Genomic DNA, 21,732 nt, shown 5'->3' on the forward strand with positions numbered 1-21,732 from the left:
CGCTCTATGCTGCGGGCCACACTTCCTCTCCGCTGCTGGCGCTCCGCCCGAGGTCTCCATGTTCGATGAATTCAACGTCCATGCCCTGCTCACGCCCGACGAGCGCCTGATCCGTGAGAGCGTGCGCGCGTTCTGCGAGCGTGAACTGCTGCCCGAGGTGGCGGCGTGGTGGGACGACGGCGACCTTCCCGTGCGCGACGTGATGCGGCGCTTCGGCGCGGTGGGCCTGCTGGGGCCGACCCTTCCCGAGGAGTACGGGGGAGCGGGCGCCACGTACAGCGCCTACGGGGCCATGATGTACGAGCTGGAGCGTGTGGACAGCGGCCTGCGCAGCGCCGCCAGCGTGCAGGGCAGCCTGGTGATGTACCCCATCCACGAGTATGGCAGCGAGGATCAGAAACGCCGCTGGCTGCCGGGCCTGGCGAGCGGCGAGCTGATCGGCTGCTTCGGCCTGACCGAACCCGACGGCGGCAGCGACCCCGGCGCGATGCGCACCCGCGCCCGCCGGGACGGCGACCACTATGTCCTGAGCGGCAGCAAGATGTGGATCACGAACAGTCCCGCCGCCGACGTGGCCGTGGTGTGGGCCAAGGACGACGACGGCGTGGTCCGGGGGTTCATCGTGCCCACCGACACGCCCGGTTTCCACGCGCCCAAGGTCACCCGCAAGATGAGCCTGCGGGCGTCGGTCACCGGCGAGATCGTGCTGGACGACTGCCGCGTTCCCGCCGCGAACATGCTGCCCGGCAGCGGCGGCCTGAAAAGTCCTCTGTCCTGCCTGACATCCGCCCGCTTCGGGATCGCGTGGGGCGCGATGGGCGCGCTGGAGGCCGTGCTCCACGCGAGCCTGGACTACACCGGCAGCCGCACCACCTTCGGCAAGCCCATCGCCGCGCGGCAGCTCGTGCAGGACAAGCTGGTGCGCATGGCGACGGACCACAGCACGGGCACGCTGCTCGCGTGGCGGCTGGGGCAGCTCAAGGATGTCGGGCAAATGACCTACGCGCACGTCAGCTACGCTAAACGCCACAACGTCCGCGCGGCGCTGCAGGGCGCCCGACTGGCCCGCGAACTCCACGGCGGGAACGGCATCACCACCGAGTATCCCGTGATCCGTCACATGCTGAACCTGGAAACCGTGGACACCTACGAGGGCACGCACGACATCCACACCCTGATCATCGGTCGCCACCTGACCGGCCTGGGCGCCCTGGACTGAGCCGATGACTGCTCCTCCCCTGAGCCCCGCGCACCTCACCCTTGCGCTGCGTCCCGCCCAGCAGGGCGAGGGGCGTGAGGAGGGCGCTGTCGTGGTCGGTCCGTGGGTGGCCGCGCTGGAGACGCACGACCCACGCGGCCGGATGGTCGCGGTCGCGCGGCGGCCCGGCGTGGTGGCCGCCCTGCTGGGCGTGCTGTACGACCGGACGCTGGACAGCGCGCTCGACCTGTACCGCGAGACCGGGGACGCCTTCGCCGCGCAGCTCGAGGGCAGTTTCGTGCTCCTGCTGCTCGACGGGGCGGCGGGCCGGGTGCTGGCCGTGACGGACCGGGTCGGCACCCGCACGCTGTACCACCTGCGTGACGGCGACCGGGTGTGGCTCTCAACCCGGCCGGACCTCCCTGCGTTCACGCGCCGGCCACTGAGTATGGCCGGCCTGGCCTCCACCCTGGTCAACGGAGGCCTGCCGGCCGGCCTGACCTTGTACGAAGGCGTCCGTGCCCTCGTGCCCACCGACGTGCACGATGTCCGGCTGGAAGAGATCGTGAGCACGCCGTACTGGACGCTGCCGTTTGACCCCGCCCCGCCCGGCCGCCCGGACGTGGCGTACGCCGACGACCTGATCCACTTGCTGCGCGGCGCCGTGTCCCGGCGCGTGCGTGCCTGCAGGGAGCGGCCCTACCTGTCCCTCAGCGGCGGCTACGATTCCCGTGGGTTGCTGGGCCTGTTGTCCGCCGAGGGCGCCTCCTTCCGGACATTCGCATATGCGCTGCCCGCCGTCCGTCGCGGCAGCGATGCCGAGGTGGCAGGCCGGCTGGCCGCGCAGTACGGCGTGCCGCACGAGGCGCTGATCGCCTACCGGGGCGATCTGCCGCGGACCATCACGCGCAACGCCCGGCAGGGCCAGGGCGTGGTGCCATACTGCGAGGAGATCGACGCCCTCCACGACCTGGCGGAGCACGACCCGACCGATGTCTTCACCGGCGAAGAAGTCTTCGAGGTGCGGCCCGCGCCGCTGCGCACGGTCGCGGAGCAGCTGGCGCGCGTTCATATCAACGAGTTCTCGCGGCTGGGCTGGCTCGAACCCTTCCTGCCGCCCGGCGTCTTTGACGCCCTCCGCCATGCGTGGCAGCCCGAGTACGACGCGGCCCGCGCCCAGAGCGAGCGGTGGGCGCACGGCTACCACAAGGAAATGCAGCTGGTCCTCCATCACCACGAGGCGTGCCGGCTGCTGCGCTGGCGGGAGCAGTTCGTCGCCCAGCACGCCAACCTGCACGTGCCGTACCTCGACACCCCGGTGCTTGACTTCGGAGGTCGGCTGCCGCTGCATCTGATGGCGGACAAGACGATCCTCAAGCGCGCGCTGTATCGGCTGGACCCCGGACTGTTCCGCGCGCCGCTGGCGAGCGTGCCGGGGTACGGAGCCAACTGGCAGGCCGAACTCCTCGCCCTGAACGAGGACGTATGGGCACGGCTGCTCGCCGGCCCCAGCCGCCTGGACACCGTGATCGGACCGGATGCGATCCGCCACCTGGCACGCCAGCTGCCGCCGCACGACCCGGACGCGCGCACCCGCGCCATGACGTCCGTCCGAAAGGTGCTCGGCACGTGGCGGCGTACGCCGACGGGCCGCCGGGTGTTCGGCCACCCGCCCCTCAAGCCTAAGGTGCCGGGCCTCGCGGCCACGATCCTCAAGCTGCTGACGCTGCGCCAGGTGCTGGGCGAACCGCAGCGCTGAGCCGGGGCGTCGTCTGCAGTCGCCTCGACACGGCGCTGAAGGGAGACGGGCGCCCGCTGAGGGCGCCCGTCGCTGTTCCCGTGGCCCTCAGTTCAGGCGGGACAGGGCGCGCGGCGTCGGCAGGACCACCGGCGTGCCCTGGGTCTGCGCCACGCCCAGCAGGTCCACGCCGTCCACCTCGATCTGTCCTAGGGTCAGGGCGACATCCAGGCCGCGCACGCCGAGTTCCAGCACCTCGTCCGGTCCCTGGGCGGCCGGCAGGGTCACGCGATGCGACATCCAGATGCCCGCCTTGAGGTTCGCGTGGGGCACGTGGCGCAGGCCGTCCTCCGCGTACTCGCGGTGCACGTCCGGCGTGAACACGTGGGCTTCCGGGTCGCCGCAGCGGTGAAGGCGCAGCGCGAACGGCGCCTGCAGAGGACCCAGGTCCATGCCGCCCTGGAAGACCTCCAGGCGCCACACCACGCGGACCTGACGGGGGCCGGACTGCTCCGGCGCCGGCAGGGGCACATGTAGCCGCAGGGTGCGCGGATGCCCGGACCGCCCCTGGCTCACGATGCTGAGCCAGCCGCCCGTGCCGCGCGACAGGGTGTAGCCCTGCCATGTGGTGTTCAGTGCCGCGCCGCCCAGCCGGGCGGGCGCCTGCACGACGGGCACCGTCATGCGCATCGGGTCCGCGTACTCGCTGACGGGGGTGCCCAGCAGCGGGCTGTCTGCGTTCAGCCGGGCGTGGTAGGCGCGTCTCAGACGTTCGGTGAGCTGATCCGCTCCGACGCGCTCGGCGTAGTACAGCGCGAGGCCGGGCTCGCGTTCCTCCAGCGCGGCGGCCAGGCGGCGGCGCACGGCCTGTCGCTGTTCGTGCGGCAGGCCCGCGGCCACGCTCACGCGCAGGCCCTCGGAACGGAATGCGTACAGGCCCGAACCGCCGCTCTGCCGGACCGGGAGATCCAGGGTCGGGTAGCGCAGCGCCGTGTCGGGCTCCTGCTCGACGAGACATGTGCGCTCCAGCGCCTCTTTCAGCACGCTCTGCGCGAAGGGCAGGCTGGGTGCGTCCAGCGCGACGCGCATCAGGGACACGTCAAACTCGCCGTTGATCACGCTCAGGTAGCCCAGGGCCTCTCGCAGGGGTTCGGGCCAGCCGTCGATCTCGCCGGCGTACTGCTCGCGCACCGGGTCGGGCAGGCGCACGCCGCCGAAGCCAGCCGGGTGGTGCTCCTGCTCGAGCAGGCTCAGGAGGTGCAGGACGTTGCCCTCGCTGCGCTGCAGCAGCTCGGCGGCCCGCTCCACGGACGCGTGGCCGTGATCGTGGTCACGCAGGATGCGCTCGACGCCCGCGACGGTCAGGGGCACCATCTCGATCTGCGTACACTGGGTGGTGTCCAGGCGGCGCAGCAGGGAGCGGCACAGCGGCGACTTCGCGGGCGGCGTCCGTGACAGCAGCACCACGGCGCGCGGCGCCGCGCACGGGGCCATCAGCATGAATTCCAGCAGGGACGCCAGTTCCACCGGCGCGCTCTGCGTGTGGTCCAGCACCAGCGCCACCGGCGTCGGCAGCCGGGCCATCAGCGTGGCGAGCTTGACGGTGTCCTCCTCCAGCGTGCCGGGGTGCAGCAGCAGGCGGCGCAGCGTGTCGGCATCGGCGGCGTCGGCCACACGGGCGAGTTCCTGCGCGATGGACGCGATCACCAGGCGGCTCAGGCGGGTGCTGCGCACGCGCACGGTCAGCCAGTCCTGCGCCTGGAGGACGTGTTCGGTCAGGTAGGACTTGCCGCTGCCGAGCGGGCCGTGGATCACCACCGCCTGCGGCTGCGTGCGCGCGCGTTCCAGGGCGCCGATCAGCGCGCGCTCCTCGCCCGGAATGCCGGCCTCGGGGTCCTCGGGCTCTGCGGCCGGAACGTCCAGCACCCGCTCCGTGGCGGACGTCGGCATGGTCGCCGGGACCGGGCGGCCCAGTTCGACGATCGGCACGTCCAGGTGGTACCCGAGGGCCGCGGCCCTCGCCTGGATGATGCGGGTCGCCCACGGCTTGTTGTCTTCTAGGAAGCGGCGGTGCGCCTGCTCCAGCACCTGCTCTACCTGCTCTTCCAGCGTGCAGCGCTGCTGGTCCACCCATTCCTGCAGGGCAGTGCTGCCCAGGTCCTCCATGCCGCTCAGGGGCAGACCGCGCAGCATGGCCAGCCAGTGGGCGAGCTCCGGCTGATCCATGCCGCTGCTCAGGCGTGAGCGCCACACGTCCAGATCGGTGGTGACGTGCTCCAGGTACAGCAGCTGGCGGCTGCGAGGAAAGATATCGAGGCCCGCGGACCGGATACGGGCAAGTTCCACACGCAGGTTCTTGCGGGCCTCGGCGGTGGACCACAGCAGGTCGGCAAGCCGCTCGCGGTGTTGGGGCAGGCGTTCGAGCGTGAGGTACGTGATCAGGGCCACGGCCTTCGCGGAGAGGGGCACCAGGGTGCCCTTGTACGTGATGTGCGTGTGGCCGAGTACGTTCACCGTCAACATGTGGTCTCCGAGACGTTCCGCGTCCTGGCCGGCAATGCTCGTCGTGGGTGGCCTGGGGTGCACTGAATCCATCCACAGGGATGGAGCGGATGTTGGCTCCAGTGTAGGAACGCTTTGTCACCCAACAATCACTGCCGGGCCACTAGCTGCTGTCCATTAGACCGGACGGTTGACGAGACTTGCTGGCAATCCCATGAGTTCTCATACATTTTTCATCAGGCTTGCGTCAGATTCACTGGAATTTGCCCACGCAAACGTCAGCGCGCTGTTCCCTCTCTCAGTGACGTGCCCGGTGGTCTGCGGCGTGGTGATACGCGCTCATGAGAATCTCGTAGTTGGCTTGGGGGGAGTACGAGCGTTCGTAGGCGGCGCGGGCGTTCACCCGGAGTTGCCCGTCGTCCACGCGGCTGACGGCACGCCGCAGGGCCGCTGTCATGGACTCGGCATCCCCGGCCTCGAAGGTGAATCCTGTCACGCCGTCCTCCACGATCTCTGCCAGGCCACCGATGGCAGAGCACACCACGGGCGTGCCGTGTGCCAGGCCCTCAATGGCGGTCCTCCCGAACGGCTCGTACCACTCCGACGGCACGACCACGAACGCCGCCCCCGCGATCTGCGCGTAGGTCTGCGGCAGCGACAGACCGCCCAGGAACGAGATCCGGGCGTCGGAGCCAGCCAGGGCCTCCAGGTCGCCGCGTTCGGCGCCGTCGCCCACGATCCTCAGGTCCAGCCCGGGGCGCTCCCGCAGCCACACCTCGACCAGCCGCCGGACGCCCTTCTCAGCGCTGAGTCGTCCGACGAACAGCGCATACGAGCCGGGCGCCAGCTGGGCGCCCGGGTCCGGGTACACGAAGTTCGGTTTGACCACGATACGGTCCGGGTCAATGCCGAACTCGATGTACTTCTGCCGAACGAAGCCTGACACGGCGATGAACAGGTCGACGTGACGCTCGTAGGTCCGCAGCAGCTTGTGGGTGGACTGCATGGTGGCCACGACCGCGGACCCGACGGTGCTGTGCCGGTAACAGCGGTGCTGGATGCCCGGCAGGGCGAACGACCGCCCCGAGCACGACTCGCACAGGTGTCCGTCCCGGAACAGTAGGCCGTTCACACACGAGTGGCGGTAGTTACGCAGCGCCTGCACCACGGCTGCGCCCCGCCGGCGGGCCGCGCTGTACACGGCGGGCGACATCAGTGGGAAGGTGTTCTGGAAATGCACCACGTCGGCCCCCGCGTCGGCCGCCACCAGCCCGACCTCACGCGCACTCTGGGCGTTCCACAGGGTCTTCAGGGCGATCTGGGCGGCCGGCAGCCCGTCGAGTTCACGGTTGTGGCGCTCGTACCGCACGACGTGATGCCCATGGTCCTCCAGCAGCCGCGCCTCAGCCCGGTAGCTCTCGTCCTCGCCGCCTTTCTGCTTGTAGAAGGTGTGGGCCATCACCACCTTCATGCGCCCACCCGCTCGCCGTAATCCCGCAGATAGCGGTCGGCCTTCTCAGCCCAGCGGTGGTGCCGCGCAAAGGTCAGGGCGGCCTCGCCCATCGCCCGCCGCTGCGCGTCTGTCAGGGTGGCGAAACGGGTCAGAGCGGCCGCCACGTCCGTCGCCAGCGTGTCCGCGCCGCGCAGCGGGACCTTCAACGCCGCGCCCTCCGGCAGGAAATCCCCGGCTCCCTGATGGTCCAGGCACACGATCGGCAGGCCCTGTGACGCCGCTTCCAATAGCTGAGAGCCGAAGGAATCGCGCATACTTGTGAACAGGAACACGTCCTGCTCACGGTACAGCGCCATGACCTGGGCCCACGATACCCGGCCCAGCACGCTCACCCGGCCCTGGAGGCCGAGTTCCTCGATCCAGCCCGGCACCTCCTCCCGGTCCGGGCCGTCCCCCACCACCGTCAGGTGGACGGGCACCGTCAGCTCCGCTACGCTCTCCAGCGCCAGGCGCAGCGCCTTGCGGCGCAGGAGCCGGCCCACCCACAGGATCTTCAGGGCGCCGTCAGTGCGGGCCGGCACCGCGGACGCGATCAGATCGTCGGGCACGCCGCTGTCCAGCATCAGCTGAACCCGCTTCGCGCCCAGCCGCGTCATGAGGCGGGCCGTCTGGGCGTTCGTGGCGTACATCCTCGTCGCGCGGCAGGCCAGGACATGGTGCAGCGGCGAGAGCGTCAGCAGGCCCGTGAGGGCTGAACGCAAACGTTCCTGCCGCCACGCTGTCCCGAAGTACCGCCGGGCCTGCGGCGGCGCCATCTGTCCACCCCCCGCCGGACCGAAGAAGAACGGCCGTCCCAGCGCCCACAGCAGCGACCCGCCCTGAAGACTGCCGTAGGTGACGTGGTGAACGATGTCGACATTGGCAGCGCGGAGCAGCCGCCGGGCGTGAACAAGCGCGGCCACCTGCCACAGCAGGTAATGCGGTCCGCCCGCTTCCTTCAGGAACCGCAGGGCCGGAGGCAGGCGGACGTAATGGAAGGTGACCCGCGGGTGCGGATCAGCCGACGGCGACTCGATGGCGCTGCGGTTCCCGGCCCGCGTCAGCACATGCACTCTATGGCCGGCCGCAGCGAGATGCCGGCTGGTGAACCATCCGAACCCGGGTTCCGTGCCGGTGGCCGGCGCGCACGCGTAACACGAGAGCAACAGGGTTTTGGCAGGCACTCCACTCAAGAACAGGCCTCCGGTCGCGTGATCCTGACACGGTACACCGCCTCTTCCCTCCTCGACTGTGGGCGTGGTCCTTGGGTAGACGGGCGCTGCGTTCACCCGAGCGCAGCGTTGACCTTATGCCCTCAGGCCAGCGAGTGCTCGGCCTCGGTGGGCCGCTCGCCGCGCCTGGCCGCGTCGATCGTGCGGCGCAGACCGTCACGCAGCGGCACGAGGGGTTCCCAGCCGAGCAGGGCTTTGGCGCGGGAGATGTCCGGCTTGCGCTGCCGCGGATCGTCGTGCGGCATCGGCTCTGTCCGGGTCGCCAGCGGCTGGTCCAGCACCTCGCGCAGGACATCCACGAGGTCCAGCATGGTGAACTCGACCGGGTTCCCCAGGTTCACCGGATCGTGGTCCTGCACGCCCATCACGCGCACGATGCCTTCCACGAGGTCGTCCACGTACTGGAACGAGCGCGTCTGCTGTCCGTCGCCGTACACCGTGAGAGGCTCGCCGCGCAGCGCCTGGTGCACGAAGTTCGTGATCACGCGCCCGTCGTCGGGGCGCATGCGCGGACCGTATGTGTTGAAGATCCGGATGATGCGGGTGTCCACGCCGTAATGGCGGTGGTAGGCCATGGTGATCGCCTCGGCGTAGCGCTTGGCCTCGTCGTAGCACGAGCGCAGGCCGTTGGGATTCACGTGGCCCCAGTAGCTTTCCGGCTGCGGGTGCACGTGCGGGTCGCCGTACACCTCGCTGGTGCTCGCCATGAAGAACTTCGCGCCGTGCGCGCGGGCCAGTTCCAGGCCGTTCTGGGTGCCCTGGGCGCCGACCATCAGCGTCTCCACCGGGAACTGCTGGTAATGCGGCGGACTGGCCGGGCTCGCGAAGTGCATCACCCAGTCGAGCCGCCCGCCCGGATCGGGAAGGCCGTGGCTGACGTCCGCCTCGATGAACGAGAAGCCGGGGTGCTCCGCGAACAGCGCTGTGTTGCCCCGCTGGCCGCTGATGTAGTTGTCCACCCCGACGACCTCATGCCCGTCGGCCAGCAGGCGCTCGGTCAGGTGCGAGCCGACGAAGCCCGCGCTGCCGGTGAGCAGGATCCGCATCAGGCGCGCTCCGCACCGGCACGGCGACGTTCCCCGCGCGGCGCGTCACGCCCGACCTGCTCGACCAGCGCATTGATCGGCGAGCGGATCACGTTGCGCGCGTCGATCACCAGGGGGCGGCGCATGGTCGCCAGCAGCGGGTTCCAGTCCATGGTCATGTAGTCGTCCCATTCGGTCGCCAGGATCACGGCGTCGGCCCGCTCGAAAGCCTCCTGAATGCTGCTGGCGGGCGTGTAGTTCAGGTGCGTCCACTCGCGCTCGGCGCGTTTCATGGCGATCGGGTCATGCGCCGTGACCGACGCGCCCAGGCGGTTGAGCTGCGAGATCAGGTCGTGCGTCGGCGCGTCGCGCAGGTCGTCCGTGTTCGGCTTGAAGGCCATGCCCAGCACCGTCACGCGCTTGCCCTTCACGGTCTTGAGGTGCCGCAGCAGCTTGTCGATGATCACCCGGCGCTGGCGGTAGTTGATGTCGATGGCCGCCTGCAGGATCGGCATCTCGTACTGGTGTTCGCGCCCGGCGCTGATCAGGCCCTGGGTGTCCTTGCCGAAGCAGCTGCCGCCCCATCCCAGGCCCGCCTGCAAGAAGCGCTGCCCGATCCGCTGGTCCATGCCGATGCCGGCCGCGACTTCCTCGATGTCCGCGCCGACGCGCTCGCACAGGCCACTGATCTCGTTGGCGAAGGAGATCTTCAGCGCCAGGAAGGCATTCGCGGCGTACTTGATCATCTCCGCGCTCTGCAGCGACGTCTTGATCACTGCGGGCCGCGTGAACCACTCCGGCCGGGGTGCACCCTTGGGCGGCGAGAAGGTCTGGTCGATCAGCGGGGCGTAGAGCTGGGTCATGATCTCCAGCGCCTCCATCTGCCCGCCCAGCACGATGCGGTCCGGGTACAGCGAGTCGCCCAGCGCCGTGCCTTCGCGCAGGAACTCGGGATTGCTGACCACGAAGTGCCGCGTGGGATCGAAGGCGCGGGTGTGGTCTTCCAGCAGACGCTGTACGTAGTCACCGGTGCCGATCGGCACGGTGCTCTTGTTGACGATGACCTTCGCGTTGCCGTTCAGGTACTCGGCGATGCTCGCGGCGGCGCTCACCACGTACTGGAGGTCCGGCGTGCCGTCCAGGCCGGGGGGCGTGCCCACGCAGATGAAGATCACGTCGGCGTCCCGCACGGCGCTGTAGTCGGTCGTCCAGGTCAGCCGGTCGCCCTGGCTGGAGAGCAGGTCGTCCAGGCCGGGTTCGTGGATGGGCACTTCGCCGCGCAGCAGCATGTCGATCTTGTTCTGGTCGATGTCGATACCGGTGACTCGGTGGCCGATGTGGGCGAGCAGGCCGGCTGTACCGAGGCCGACGTATCCGGTGCCGATCACGGCGACGTTCGCGGGGTGGTTCAGCTGCATGGGATCACTCCTGTTCCGGAAAGAAGGGCTTGATGACGGGCGCTCCGGTGGGCGTGAAGAAATCGTGTGGGACGAAACGGGGGGAGATGGTGGCGCAGTCAGCAGTGTCTCCCGGGACGGTCAGGGCCGGTTGACCTCGATGGCCGAGATGGCCGGGTAATCGGCGCTGGCCGCGAAGGTGAGGCTCAGGGTGCCGTTCGTGACCGGGACAAGCACCGTCTGGTCGTACGCGGCGCACGCGCCGGCCTTCGCAAAGATGTCGAGGTTCGGGATCAGGGTGGTGCTGCCGGACTTCACATCGAAGACCCGTTGCCCGGCCCTGCTGGAGAACATGTCCATGAAGTGCAGGGTCACCGGGTACGTGCCGTTCTCGATGGGAATGGAGTACGTCAGCACGCGGCTGTCCGGCGTCGCCTTGCTGGTGTTGCCGCGGTAGGTCTTGTACAGCACGTCGTTAGCGGTGTTGGGCACGTCGGCGCCGCAGGGGCTGCTGATGTTCGGCTCGTCGTAGGCCTCGACCGGCGAGAAGTACTTGTAGGTCTGCAGCGCCGTGGTGCCGTCCTTGGTGTAGTTGTACTGATCCGAGAACCACACAGTGCTGTCGGGCGCTGTGACGCCGAGATTTCCAGTGGTGCTGGTCCCAACGGGCAGGCCAGTGTCGATCAGCAGCGGCGCAGGCTTGACGTTGCTGATCAGGAAGATGTTGTCGTTGTAGTCATAGTTGATGCCGGAGTAGTCCATGATCAGGAGGTAGGTGTTCGGCATCACGGCGCCGTTGGGGTCCTTGGCGCGGAAAAAGCGCAGGTGTTGACCGCAGGGGCCGGTGCAGCCCGCGCTGATGTCGGCGCTCTGTGCGTTGTAGGTGGGGTCGCTCCACTCGCTGTTGTCGACCCGGAACCCGAAGGTGTTCACGCCTGCCGCCGGGGTGACGTCTGCCCGCGCGTACTTCGTGGCGTCGCCATTGCTCCGGGGGAACAGCGACTGGGCGTCGCTGCCGGCCGACGTCAGGACAGCGCCGGTGGCGGACGACGCCGCGCTCTTCGACGTGGACTTGGGAAACCAGTACAGGCTCGCCGCGTTGTTGATGGTGTGGTACGACGCGATCTGCCACACGTTGACAGGCTGGCCGGTGTTCGCCCGCTGCCAGTAGGGGCTGATGACCTCGTCGCCCTGCGCGTACACCTGACCGTCCTTGTTGATGGCCGTGCCGTCGGGAATGGCGGTCTTGAAGCCGAGGACCTGGTTGATCAGCTGGGAGGTCGTGGGCTCTGGATTGCTTTCGATGGTAGGCTGCCACGCGCCAGCCAGCGTCAGGGTGAGCTTCGGGGCGGTGGGATCGTTGCTGCCCAGCGTGAGCGTGCCGGTCTGCACCGTGTCGCCGCTGCCCGTGAACTGTACCCGGACCGTGGCCGACTGCCCTGGAGCGATGGTGAGCTGATTGGCACCGTCTGGCAGCACGAAGTTGCCCGTCACCGCCGGGGTCACCAGCAGCGAATCCGTGCCGGTGTTCGAGAGTTTCACCGTCGAGATGGTGTGTTGCGCCGCCGACGGCTGCGTGATGGTGGCCGAACCGTCCTTGGTCCGGTCGACCTTGTTGAACGACATCCACGTGGGGAAGAGGCCGTCGGGATTGGTGACGCTCAGGCGGGCGCCGGAGGCCGCGCTGCCCACCGTGACCTCAGCCGAGCCCTTCTTGCTGGTGTCCGAGGTCGAGGTGGCGGTGATGATCGCCTGACCGGCGGCCCGGGCGGTCACGGTGCCGTCCTGGGCGACCGTCGCGACGGCGGGGTCGTCTGATGACCACGTCACCGTGTTGGAGATGCTGCCCGTACCCTCGACGGTGGCGGTGAGCGTGCCGCTGGCGCCGGCATTGAGGGCCAGTTTTGTCGGCGCGACCACGACCCTGGTCACCGTGTTGCCGGTCGCGACCGTCAGCGCGGCGCTGCCGGACTTTTTGGTGTCGGCGGTGGACGTGGCCGTGATCGTGGCCTTGCCAACGGCGATTGCATGCACGGTGCCGTCGGCATCGACAGTTGCAATTGCCTTGTCGCTCGACGACCACGTCACGGTCGTGGCGAAATTCCCGGTTCCGGCGACCGTCGCCTTGAACTTGCGCGTCTGGTTGGGCTGAGCTGCGCCGCTGTCCGGCACAACGGTGACGCTCGTCACAGCGGCGGGTACTCCCGGAGCTTTACAGGCGACCAAGGTCAGGGTGACCAGAGCGGCCATCAGGTGGGTCTTGGGCAGTTGGACTGTCTTCAGCATGCGGTTCTCCTGCGAGGACAGCTCGGCGTGCCCGCTGCCTCGTTCGCGGTCGTCCGGAGGTGAGTGGCGCCTCCTCCTTCATCGCCGCGTAGAATGTCGCCGCAGGCGTAACAGCATCGTTGCACCCGGCCGCTTCCCTGGCTCATGAACATCCTCCCGAACTGCTGCTCATGATGGCATCAGACAGGAGCCCGTGCACCTCAGCACGGGCTCCTGCTCTGAACGGATCGCTCTTGGGTTCAGGGTGCGCCGACGGTCAGGCCGGCCGCCACAAGCCGCGTCTGCCAGTCGGTGATCGCTTTGGTCAGCAGAACCGGGTCAATCGCTCCGGCGGCGACGCGTGTGTTGCCCCCGTCCACCCCGGCCGTGCTGATCGAGAAGTCCCAACGTGCGGTGGCGTTGCTCGCGTTCGGTCGTCCCCATCCCACGGTGTTGCCCGACGCCACCACGCTCGAGGCCACGTGCGCCGGATCGCTGGCGTAGTCACGCAGGTAGATTCCTGCGTCAGGGTCGGCGTCCAGGATGGTGCCGTCGTTGAGCTTGCCGGTCCCCAGCACGGTGTTGTTCCGCACGCTCATGTTGTTGCCGCCCGAGACCGCCACGCCATAGTTGCTGGTTTCCAGCACCACGTTGTTCGAGGCTTCCTGGTACTGGCCTCCGCCGTCGCCCAGCATGATGCCTCCACCCGAGTACGAACCGCTGGCCGGCGTCCCAAACGCCCCATTCAGGAGGTTGTCGTGCACCCGGATCGGCGACGTGGCCGTGCCGCTGGAGTTATACAGGTTGATGGTGTCCTCGACGTGCGACTGCATCGCGGTGTTGTCCACACGGTTCCACGCGATTTCGGCGCCCGAGACGTTTTTCACGGCGTTGAACTGCACGAACTGAATCCGGTAGAACTTGCCGTCCTGCCAGCCGCCGTTGCCGTTGCTGTACCGGCCCTCGATGTTGCGGGCGGTGTTGTAGCGGACCAGGATCGGCTGCGCCGCCGCCGAACCGTTCCACGCATTGAGGTAGATGCCGCTGGTCTTCTCGATGGTGTTGCGCTCCACGATCATGGTGGCGAAGCCCTCGGCCGCCAGGAATCGTCCGGCCGTCTTCGTGGCGTCGTTCGGGTTCAGGCCCTCGCCGCGGCAACCGCGCACCGTCAGATTCGCACTGCTCCAGGGGGCCGAGATCAGCACGCCCATGCCGCGCACCAAGCAGTTCTCGATGATCACGGGCTCCGCAGTCTTGACCGTCACGGCAGGCACAGCCGGGTTCAGGCTCTCCCACGCTCCGGTGTACGTCCCGCCTTTCGTGATGGTGATGGGCGCCGCGTAGGTGAGGGTGGTCGGAGCCGGCGTGGGAGCGGGAGCCGGTGCAGGAGCAGGTGCTGGCGCAGGGGCGGGAGCCGGCGCAGGAGCAGGGGCGGGAGCCGGCGCAGGAGCAGGTGCAACCGCGACAGCCGGCGCGGGAGCCACCACCAGGTAGCAGGCCTTGGCAACGGTATACGCCGGATCACCACCGAAGGTCGTGTTCGAGCAGGTGCCGGCGTCCGTGATGCTCTTGTAGATCCAGCGGGTGTCCACGCCGTAGCGGACGGTCTGCGTGCCACTCACCGTAAACGCCTGGCCCTCGCTGGCCAGCTTGACGTACGTGGTGCCGGCCGCGTCGTCGGCGCCAGTCACGGTGGCCACGGAAGCGGCGCACGAGCGCAGGATGGGCGTGGCCCAGTCCCCGTGATCGTAGGTGTTGCCGTTGCCGGCGTCCGTGACCACGAGGTCCAGGGTCTTCCGGCCGGTGATGTTCACGGTGATGCTCTTGGTGGCGCTGGTCCCGGTCATGGTGCCGGAGTCGTACAGTTTCGTGCCGTCCCCGAAGACCTGGAACACGACTGAACCCTTGTTGCTGACTTCATCATCCACGCCGATGTCGGCGGTCAGGGCAGTGCAGTTGCCGTCGAGCGTGAAGCTGAGTTTGGAGCTCGCGTGCACACCGTAGCCTGCCGCGTACGTCTTGCCGTTCAGCGTCAGGCTCCGGCCGTCACCGGCCTTGTTTTCGCCGTTGCTCTTGTTGACCTCAGCCGGGCCGTACCCGTTGGTCGCGGCCGTCCAGATCGAACCGGACAGGGCATTGTCACCGGTCTTGACCGTGAGGGCCTGCTCACCCAGCGAGGTGTCCGTCGTGGCGTCGTCCGCGCTGGGAATGCCCAGGTCAGCCGAGGTGGTCGCCGGCGCGTCGGCTTCGGTCGGCACTTCCGGCGCCGTGCTGGAGCACGCGGCCAGCGAGAGGGCGAGGGTAAAGGCCAGTAACGTGGCGGACAGGGGTGCGCGGGATGAGCGGATAGCGTTCATGAAGTACCTTCCTTCGGTAGCCCGGCGGACTCGACTTATGAGTTCCGTGGCTTTGCGTCCCCCCCTCACGGAGGGTTTGCCGTTTCGATGCAGGTCGCGTTGAGCTGATCTCGCTGCGGTTACTGACGGGGTTCATGATGCGGATCGCGGCACGACAGTTTCATCACATTAAGAGCCGTCTGAAGATGACTTCATGAAACATCCATTTGTTGAGACGGCTATGGACGTGGCGCTGAAAACCGTGTGTGGTACAGCAGTCTCTGCCTGACAAGGCGGGATCTCCTCGATGAAGCTGCGACCGGTGACACGTCAGAACTGTGTAAGACGCCAGAACCCACCCAGATTGGTGCATAGCCGAAAGATGCCGGCCAGGTCGTCATAGGCAGGCAGAAGCGGCCCCAAACACGCCCTGACCTCAAGATTGTCAGAAACCGGATTAAGACGGGTCTGCACGCCTGCCGTCCGCTGTCATGACAGTCCGCTGAAAACGGGACGTTCGAGCCCGTGTGTCTCCCGTGCAGAACGTGGACTGGTCGTACCATCCATCGCCAGCTCAATGCCCGCCGCCGAAGCCGGCGGGGGCAGAGCCAGCCCTCCGCGCAGAGCTAGCTGGACGGCTGGGCAGCGCGCCGACGGAGTTGCCGGAGGCTGGCGTACGCCATGTCCTTGAGTTCGCTCGGGGGGCCGAGCAGCACCACGCCTGCCAGGACCGCCGCTCCGAGGAGCAGTTCCAGGATGAACAGGACGGGCAGCGGCACGGCCATGGCACGCAGCGGGAACACTGCGGCGGCGGTGACCAGCGCGCCACCCATGAAGTACAGGGCGCCGACTCCGTAGGACTGGGCAATCTGACGGCCGCTCCCGCCGATGATGCCGCGGGCCACGACGGCAAACGCTGCGCTGCGGCATACGCTGGCCGCCACCAGCACCATCGCCAGGTGTTCGACATGGCCGCCCAGACGGTAGGTGATCCACAGGGCCGCGCCCAGGCCGACCATATACACGCTCTGGATGACGATTTTTACGTTCAGCCGCGCCGTGGCTTCCGCAAGCACCGCGGAGAGGTTGGTCAGCACCGCGAAGGGAATGTAGAGCGCGAAGATCTGCATCAGCGGAATGGATTCGACGAATTTAGGCCCCAGCAAGACCTTCACGATCTCCGGCGCGTCGATCAGGATGCAGCCGGTCGCCGTGAAGATCAGGATGGACATCGCTCGCAGGCCGGTCAGGTACGAGCGGCGCAAGCGGTCGGTGTCGTCCTGTACGGCGCTGAAGGATGGAGCCATGACCCTCGACAGGCTGGTCGCAAAGTTTGTCGCGGGCATGGCGAGGGTGCTGAATGTCCGGCTGTACGCGCCCAGCTGCGCCGACGAGTAGAACTTCCCGATGATGAAGGTGTCGAGGTTGGCGCTGAGGAATTCCAGGAAGTTGACGGCCGTGGCCTTGACGCCGAAGCGGAACAGCCCGCGGTAGGCGTCCCAGCGAAATATTGGCTTCAGGGTATGCCGTGTGGCCGAGTACAGCAGCACCAGCTGAATCACGGCCTGGGCGATGGCGCTGATCACCAGGCTCATGGCGCCGTACCCCAGGTACGCTGCCCCCAGGCCGATGATGCCGTGCCCAATGGCATACGACGTCAGTTCGGCGATGACCTGGGGCCTGAAATTCAGTGCCCGCCGCAGCAGACTGCCCGAGATGATGATTCCGCTGCTCAGGATGTACACCAGGGCGTAGCCGCGGACGACCGGAACCAGATCGGGAATGGTGGGGAAGAACGTGCTGATGGCAGGGGCCAGCAGCCACGCCAGCGCCGTGGTGAAGATGCCCAGTCCCAGCGACGACGTGAAGCCCGCCCGGATGTCGTCCTCGGTGAGTTTCGCTTTCTGGACGATGGCCTGACCGACACCGAGGTCGGTGATGAACTGTCCGAAGCGCTGCAACAGGGCCGCGATGGCCCACACGCCGAACTGCTGCTTCGTGAGCAGCCGCGACAGGATGGCCGCGAAAAAGAGTTGCATGGCCAGTCCGGCGAACATGGAGAAATAGCTCCATTTCATGGCGTTGACCGTTCTGGCTTTGAGGCTACTCATGCGCGCCTCGATCATAGTTGACGCGGACTCCTCCGGACTGACCCGAGGGTGGCACCAACCGGGTGTACAGGTCGAGGTACGCCTGAGCCTGCGCTTCGAAGGTGTAGGTGGCGAGGACGTGCTGGCGAGACTGCGCTGCGAGCCGTTGCGGCGCCGGATGGTCGAGCACGTAGGCGAGTCCTGCCGCGAGGTCCGCGATGTCCAGCGGCACGGCCTGATATCCGTGCTCCAGATGCGTGACGATCTCGGCGGTGCCGGTGCCCCGCAGACACACGACCGGGGTGCCACAGGCCATGGACTCCATGGCGACCTTCCCGAAGGCTTCCTCCAGAGACGGCATGGCCGTGACGGTCGAGGCGGCGTACAGCAGCCCCATGGTCCGGTCGTCGTCGATGCGGCCCAGGAAGGTGGTGGGCAGCGGCATCTCCGGCGCCGGACCATAGATGGGACCGCCGACCAGCACGTCCAGCTGACCAGCGTCCGGCCGCCGGGCGAGCACCTCCAGCGCTTCCCGGAACTGCGCGAAGCCCTTGCGCCGGTCCTCGATGGGATTCATGGCGCTGAAGAAGATCGAGCGCCGTGCCGGATCAAGCCCCAGTTCCGCGCGGGCCGCCGCCCGGTCGCGCGGCTGGAAGAGGTCGACGTCCAGGGCGTTCGGGATCACGATCGTCTCGTGCTCGCGCAGCAGGGCGCTGCGCCGCGCCTCGCGCGCGATCCACTCGCTGAGGGCCACGAAAGTCAGGGGCCGGCCGTGGAACGCCCGGGCCTTGCGGTGCCACACGCGGCGCGACAGGTCGTTCTCCACGCTTGACCGCAGCACCGGGCACTGGCCGCAGGTCGCGGTGAAACGCTCGCAGCCGCGGGTGTAGTGGCAGCCACCGGTCATGGGCCACACGTCGCGCAGCGTCCACACGACGGGCGCGTGGATGCGCCGCACGTTCTCGGGGGTGACGAAGCCCTCGTTCACCCAGTGCAGGTTCACGACGTCGGGCTGCATGGCGTTGACGGTCCGGTGTACCAGCCGGGGCATTGTGGCAGCAGAGAACAGGCCCCTGGCGTCCGGATAGGGGCGCAGCGGAAGCCGTTCGGCCCGGCGAGCCACCCGGGCGGCGAGGGACGAGCCGTACTGCACCACCTGCGGATCGGTGGTGCCCTTGTCCTGCACGAGCATCCGGGACGTGACATGACGCGACAGCGCCTGGTGCAGCCAGTACGCGCCGCGCGCCGCGCCGCCCCCACTGTCGGAGGTATTGAGGTGCAGCACCTGCATCAGGCGACGTCCACGGTGGTGTCGGACACCCCCACGGAAGGGCGGTGGGGAACGGAGATCATGGCTTCACCATAAGCCCGTCACATTACAGGAATGCAAACGATACGCGGCTGGGAGCGCTTCCAGGCCTGTAGAACCGGTGCCATCGCGCCCGGTTCATGGCCGTCGTCACTTTAACGGCGAGGTAACGCTGCGCTGGGCACACTGCCCTGGCAATGAGCATGCGACTTCCGCTGGACGCACGAATCTACGTGGCCGGGCACGACAGCCCGCTGGGCCGCATGCTCTGCCGCAAACTGCGCGCCAGCGGGTACGACAACGTGATCACCCGCGAGGCCCACGAACTCAACCTGCGCAACCAGCTGGACGTGAATCTCTTCTTCGAGCAGGAACTCCCGGATTACGTGTTCCTGGTCAACGACCACACCAGCGGTCAGGTCGCCCAGGTCGTGAACCCGGCGGAATTCCTGTACGGGCGAATGCTGGGCCTGTCGAACGTGATCCACGCCTCGTATGTCTACGAGGTGCGCAAGCTGCTGAACATCATCTTCACGCTGGATGGGGCGTCCGGCCTGCCCACCGCCCACGCGAGCGATCCGGCCGAGGACCCCTCCACCGAGACGCTGATCGAACTGCTGACCCTGGGCATGTGCGACCGCTACCGCCGCCAGTACGACTGCGACTTCATCTCCGCGCGGTTCCACCTCGACGTCCTGGACGAGACGCTGCCCGGGCGCCAGATCCCCGCAGTGTTGCCAGGCAACTGGGCCAGCAGCGACCAGCTGTACGCCCTCGACCCGACCGACGCGTGCCTGTTCCTGATGGAACACTTCTCGTCGGCCGGCGCGATCTCGGTGCGGTCGGGCGCGGGCAGCTTCGCGTCTCCGTGAGGACCGTCGGCTCAGCTGGGGCCGCATGTGCCGGACGCGGCGTGCCGGAGCAGAGTAGCCTGGGCGCCACATGAACCAGTCCGCCGTCCCGGATTCCGGCGACCCGCTCGTCAGCGTGGTCATTCCCACCCGCGGCCGTCCCGAGTTGCTGCTGTCCCGCGCGCTCCGCACGGCCCTGGCGCAGACGCTCGCGGCCATCGAGGTGATCGTGGTCGTGGACGGGCCGGATACCGCCACGCTGGACGCGCTGCACAGTGTGACCGACCCGCGCGTGCGCGTGCTGGCCCAGCCGGCCGCGGTGGGCGGGAGCGAGGCGCGCAACATCGGCGTCCGGGCGGCCCGCGCCGCGTGGATCGCCCTGCTCGACGACGACGACGAGTGGCTGCCTCACAAGCTCGAGCAGCAGTGGGCGGTCGCGCAGGCGCATGGAGACCGGGTGATCGTCGCGTGCCCGTGGATCGAGCGCACGCCCAGGGGAGACACGGCGCAACCTCCGCGGCAGCCCGAAGCCGGCGAGACCATCGGTGACTACATGCTGGCCCGCCGCACGTCCGGCGAGCGGGCGAGCGGGCTGGTCAGCAGCCTGCTGTTCACCTCACGTGACCTGCTGCTGGACGTTCCCTTTCAGCCTGGTCTGCCCAAGCACCAGGACTGGGACTGGCTCCTTCGGGCGGCGGCGCGTCCCGGCGTGCATCTCGCCACCTCGGCCGACGTGGGCGCCATCTGGTACTACGAGGAGCCGCGCGCGTCCGTCAGCCGTCACCAGGACTGGCGGTTCTCCCTGGCGTGGGCGCAGGAACACCTCCGGCGCGGCACCATGAGCCCGCGCGCCTTCGCGGCCTTCCTGAATTCGCATGTCAGCACGGCGGCCCAACTGTCCGGCGACCACGCGGCGGCCCTGCCGCTCCTGCGGGCATTCGCCGGCGCACGGCCGCGCGCTTTCGAGTGGGTCCGCTTCCTGTCGGGCTGGGTCATTCCGCTGGAAGCCCGGCGCACGCTGCGTTCCCGGCTGGGGCCGGCCTTGGCCCGGATGCGTGGTCGCCGGCCCCGACCGACCGCACCGCTGTCCGCGCTCTCTGTGAGCGGCCAGCGGGTGGCGCTGATCGATCCGCTCGACACCGGGCACCACACCGGCTACGCCGCCCTGCTGGCGGCCGGCCTGGTGGCGCGGGGTGACCGTGTGCAGGTGATTGGTCCGGCGCGGCTGGTGGACGCCGTGCAGCACGCGTCACCGCAGGTGCAGGGCGACGTCCTGCCCCTGTACGCTTCGGGTGCCGAGGCCTATTACCGTCTGCCCAGACGGCAGCGTGAACTCGTGAACGTGCGCTTCTTCCGCGCGGCACTCCGGGCGGCCAGGGCGCAGCGGGCGGATGTCGTGCACCTGCTCTACCTCGACAGTTACACTCAGTCGTTCCTCCTTGCCCTGCTCTCGATGAAGCCTGTGCTCGGCCGTGTTCGGGTGAGGGCCACGCTGCACTGGCTGTATTTCCTCCGGACATACAAGTCTCCGCCGGGTCACCCGCTGGGGGAGGCTGTTCACCTAGTCGTGGTGTTTCTGCTGGGCCTGCTGGGCGTGAGGATCATGGTGCACTCGCAGACGTTGGCCGCGCAGCTTCGGGCCCGTGTGCCCGGGCTTGCCGTCGATGCTGTGCCGTACTTCGCAGAGCCGCCGCGCACCACCTCTGCCACGCGGACCCAGGTGCGTGCCGCGCGCCGCGCCGACTTGAACCTTCCTGCAGACGCGGTTGCCCTTCTGGCCTTCGGTGGCACCCGCCATGACAAGGGCAGTGACATCGCGGTCCGGGCGCTGGCGCTGCTGCCCGCTCAGTTCCATCTCCTGATCGTCGGGCCGGCGCGCACCTTCGACTCCCAGGCGCTGGAGCAACTCGCCCAGACCTGCGGCGTTGCCGACCGTGTCCACTTCCGGGTGGAGTTCGTGCCGGATGACGAGGTCGAGAGTTATTTTGTGGCGGCGGACGCGGTCGTCCTGCCGTACCGCCGGGTGTTTGCGGGCCAGAGCGGCCCGCTGCTGATCGCAGCGTCCCTGGGCGTGCCAGTCGTCGCGTCTGACGTCGGCGTGCTCACAGAGACCGTCCGGGCGTACGATCTGGGGGTCCTGTGCGAGCCGGAGAATCCGGAGGCGCTTGCGGCGGCGCTGCGGCAGGTGCCGGATCTGGCGCCGCGCTCCAGGGTGCCCGACTTTCAGGCGGATCACACGCCGGAGCGGTTCACGCAGGCCACCGTCGAGAGTTACGGGACTTCGCGGTAAGCGCTGG

General features: G+C 68.3%; 13 protein-coding genes and 1 riboswitch. Of the genes, 4 read left to right on the forward strand and 9 right to left on the reverse strand.

The window, feature by feature from the left end; genetic code table 11:
* Window positions 1–58 precede the first annotated feature (58 nt).
* On the forward strand, window positions 59–1,219 hold the full coding sequence (locus HNQ07_RS06775; protein WP_184110166.1) for an acyl-CoA dehydrogenase family protein: 1,161 nt from the start codon (window positions 59–61) through the stop codon (window positions 1,217–1,219).
* A gap of 4 nt (window positions 1,220–1,223) precedes the next feature.
* On the forward strand, window positions 1,224–2,957 hold the full coding sequence (locus HNQ07_RS06780) for an asparagine synthase-related protein (RefSeq protein ID WP_184110167.1): 1,734 nt from the start codon (window positions 1,224–1,226) through the stop codon (window positions 2,955–2,957).
* 87 nt (window positions 2,958–3,044) lie between these two features.
* On the opposite strand, the gene HNQ07_RS06785 is transcribed toward HNQ07_RS06780, so the two are convergent.
* From HNQ07_RS06785 to HNQ07_RS06825, 9 genes are all read right to left on the reverse strand, one after another.
* On the reverse strand, window positions 3,045–5,459 hold the full coding sequence (locus HNQ07_RS06785) for an AAA family ATPase (protein ID WP_184110168.1): 2,415 nt from the start codon (window positions 5,457–5,459) through the stop codon (window positions 3,045–3,047).
* Window positions 5,460–5,736: 277 nt separating this feature from the next.
* Window positions 5,737–6,909 carry a glycosyltransferase family 4 protein gene (locus HNQ07_RS06790; protein ID WP_184110169.1) on the reverse strand — a complete coding sequence of 391 codons (1,173 nt, stop codon included), beginning with the start codon at window positions 6,907–6,909 and terminating at the stop codon, window positions 5,737–5,739.
* Window positions 6,906–8,219, reverse strand: a complete 1,314-nt coding sequence (locus HNQ07_RS06795) for a glycosyltransferase family 4 protein (protein ID WP_311733220.1) — start codon at window positions 8,217–8,219, stop codon at window positions 6,906–6,908. Before HNQ07_RS06795 ends, HNQ07_RS06790 begins: the two co-directional genes overlap by 4 nt.
* 26 nt (window positions 8,220–8,245) lie before the next feature.
* Window positions 8,246–9,208, reverse strand: coding sequence for a UDP-glucuronic acid decarboxylase family protein (locus HNQ07_RS06800; RefSeq protein ID WP_184110171.1), 963 nt, complete (start codon window positions 9,206–9,208; stop codon window positions 8,246–8,248).
* On the reverse strand, window positions 9,208–10,605 hold the full coding sequence (locus HNQ07_RS06805; RefSeq protein WP_184110172.1) for a UDP-glucose dehydrogenase family protein: 1,398 nt from the start codon (window positions 10,603–10,605) through the stop codon (window positions 9,208–9,210). Before HNQ07_RS06805 ends, HNQ07_RS06800 begins: the two co-directional genes overlap by 1 nt.
* Window positions 10,606–10,725: 120 nt before the next feature.
* On the reverse strand, window positions 10,726–12,870 hold the full coding sequence (locus HNQ07_RS06810) for an Ig-like domain-containing protein (RefSeq protein WP_184110173.1): 2,145 nt from the start codon (window positions 12,868–12,870) through the stop codon (window positions 10,726–10,728).
* 239 nt (window positions 12,871–13,109) lie between these two features.
* Window positions 13,110–15,206: an NPCBM/NEW2 domain-containing protein gene (locus HNQ07_RS06815; RefSeq protein WP_184110174.1), complete on the reverse strand. Its 2,097-nt coding sequence runs from the start codon at window positions 15,204–15,206 to the stop codon at window positions 13,110–13,112.
* Window positions 15,207–15,218: 12 nt separating this feature from the next.
* Window positions 15,219–15,297: riboswitch (cyclic di-GMP riboswitch) on the reverse strand.
* A gap of 514 nt (window positions 15,298–15,811) precedes the next feature.
* Complete coding sequence (locus tag HNQ07_RS06820; RefSeq protein ID WP_184110175.1) at window positions 15,812–17,296, reverse strand: lipopolysaccharide biosynthesis protein; 1,485 nt, start codon at window positions 17,294–17,296, stop codon at window positions 15,812–15,814.
* Complete coding sequence (locus HNQ07_RS06825) at window positions 17,289–18,566, reverse strand: glycosyltransferase (protein ID WP_184110176.1); 1,278 nt, start codon at window positions 18,564–18,566, stop codon at window positions 17,289–17,291. Before HNQ07_RS06825 ends, HNQ07_RS06820 begins: the two co-directional genes overlap by 8 nt.
* 215 nt (window positions 18,567–18,781) lie before the next feature.
* Here HNQ07_RS06825 and HNQ07_RS06830 point away from each other — a divergent pair, with 215 nt between their 5' ends.
* Entirely contained in the window at window positions 18,782–19,456 is a 675-nt protein-coding gene (locus HNQ07_RS06830) for an NAD-dependent epimerase/dehydratase family protein (protein WP_184110177.1), read from the forward strand.
* 70 nt (window positions 19,457–19,526) lie between these two features.
* A complete protein-coding gene (locus HNQ07_RS06835; protein WP_184110178.1) occupies window positions 19,527–21,725 on the forward strand; it encodes a glycosyltransferase in 2,199 nt (732 codons plus the stop codon).
* Window positions 21,726–21,732: the final 7 nt, after the last annotated feature.

Source organism: Deinococcus metalli, assembly GCF_014201805.1.
Taxonomy (GTDB): domain Bacteria; phylum Deinococcota; class Deinococci; order Deinococcales; family Deinococcaceae; genus Deinococcus; species Deinococcus metalli.